This is a genomic window from Pseudarthrobacter cellobiosi, from assembly GCF_023913755.1.
GTDB lineage: Bacteria > Actinomycetota > Actinomycetes > Actinomycetales > Micrococcaceae > Arthrobacter > Arthrobacter cellobiosi.
In genome coordinates this window covers 1-1587 of sequence record NZ_JAMXBJ010000002.1, presented here as the reverse complement: position 1 = coordinate 1587, position 1587 = coordinate 1, and the positions used below count along the sequence as shown (strand labels likewise).

The 1587-nt window shown below is 64.6% G+C and carries 1 protein-coding gene; it reads right to left on the bottom strand.

Translation table 11 applies throughout. The annotated features are described in order from the left end of the window. Positions 1 to 126: 126 nt before the first annotated feature. Positions 127 to 1395, bottom strand: coding sequence for an IS110 family RNA-guided transposase (locus NG696_RS00010; RefSeq protein ID WP_374208634.1), 1269 nt, complete (start codon positions 1393 to 1395; stop codon positions 127 to 129). Positions 1396 to 1587 lie beyond the last annotated feature (192 nt).

Here is a 1587-nt window from a genome sequence, read left to right as displayed (position 1 = left end):
GGGGGGTGTCCCTATGTTTTTTGTCAAGCGTTGGGACGGGTTTTCCTTCGAGATGGTGGCGGATCGTTTTTGGGCAGGAGCCAACGGCCGGCGGGGTTTCCCCGGCCGGCTGACGTCTCTGGCCTCTCAGGCTGTCGTGGGGCTCGGCGCGTCGTAGAGCGTGCCGTCGCGGAGCATCGCGAAGAGGACGTCGCAGCGGCGCCGGGCGAGGGCGATCAGGGCCTGGTTGTGCCGTTTACCCTCGGCGCGCTTCCGGTCGTAGTACGCCCGTGAGAGCGGGTCCTTCAACGCCGCGAATGAGGAGAGGAAGAAGGCTCGTTTGAGGCTCTTGTTGCCCTTCTTGGACGGGTGGTCACCGCGGATTGAGGTTCCCGACCGCCAGGTCACGGGGGCGAGTCCGGCGTAGGAGGCGAGGTGTCCGGCGGACTTGAATTCCTTGCCCGCAACCTCGGTGATGATGCGGGCTTCCGTCCTGACCCCGACCGCCGGCATGGAGGTCAGGACGTCGTGAAGAGGGTGGGCCTCCACCAGCGCTTCGACCTGGGTGAGGATCTCCTCCCGGGCGGTGCGCAGCTGTTTGAGCATCGCCGCCAGCTGGGGCAGGACGATGCCTGCCGCGCCAGTGCCGGCGACCACGACGCTCTGCTCATTCAACGCGGTGAAGACGTCCGCCGCCCAGCCTTTCCCGGCCCGCGGCGCATGGCGGGACAGGAGCGTGGCGACCCGGTTCTGGCCAGCCTTGCGCAGCTTCTCCGGCGTCGGGTATTTGATCAGCAGTTCGGCCATGGCCGGGTGGTCCAGGTGCTTGCCAATGACCCGTTCCAGGGCTGGGTGGACTTGGGTCAGGAGCCCGCGGATACGGTTGGAGGTGGCCGTGGCCTGCTTAGCCAGGTCGTCATCAAAACCGCACAGCATCGACAGCTCCGCGGCCTGCTCGTCGGCGACCACGATGGAGCGTAGGGTGTGCGGCAGGGACCGGGCGGCTTCGGCAATTATTGCCGCGTCTCGGGCGTCCGTTTTGGCCTCACCGGGGTGCAGGTCCGCGATGCGCCGCATCGCGAGCCCCGGCAGGTAGCCGACCATGATGCCCTCTGCCTGGGCCACGGCCACCGGTAAGGCGCCGATGGTGGAGGGCTGGTCGACGACCAACAGAACCCGTCCCTTGCCCGCTACGGCCCTGATGATGGAGCGTAATTTGGTCTCGTCCTGGGGCAGTGCCCGGTCGAGGATCTTCTTGCCCTGGCGGTCGATGGCGACCGCATGGTGATTGCTCTTGCCGACGTCAACACCGATGAAGATGTCGACGAGTTCATGGTCTTTGATCAACGCAAACCTCCCAGAATTTGTGTCCGTCAAATCTGTGTTGGCATGTCCTGCGGCGGCAAGGCTCGGCATCCACGTTACGGCTGACCTAGGCGGTGTTTCATTGCGCTGGTCCGGTCCCCATTAGCGATCCCCTGGCGCCTATCGAATCCCGGTGACAACACCCCCCGGATCATTGATGACTGGGGGACTTAATCATGCCGAGACCGACAGGCCAACAACCCCAATTCTTACTCGTTAAGGGGCTACTAAAAAGGTAACGGG

Bases quoted from the DNA above. Each gene is read 5' to 3' on its own strand.
- NG696_RS00010 (WP_374208634.1), bottom strand. From the start codon at position 1,395: ATGCCGAGCCTTGCCGCCGCAGGACATGCCAACACAGATTTGACGGAC.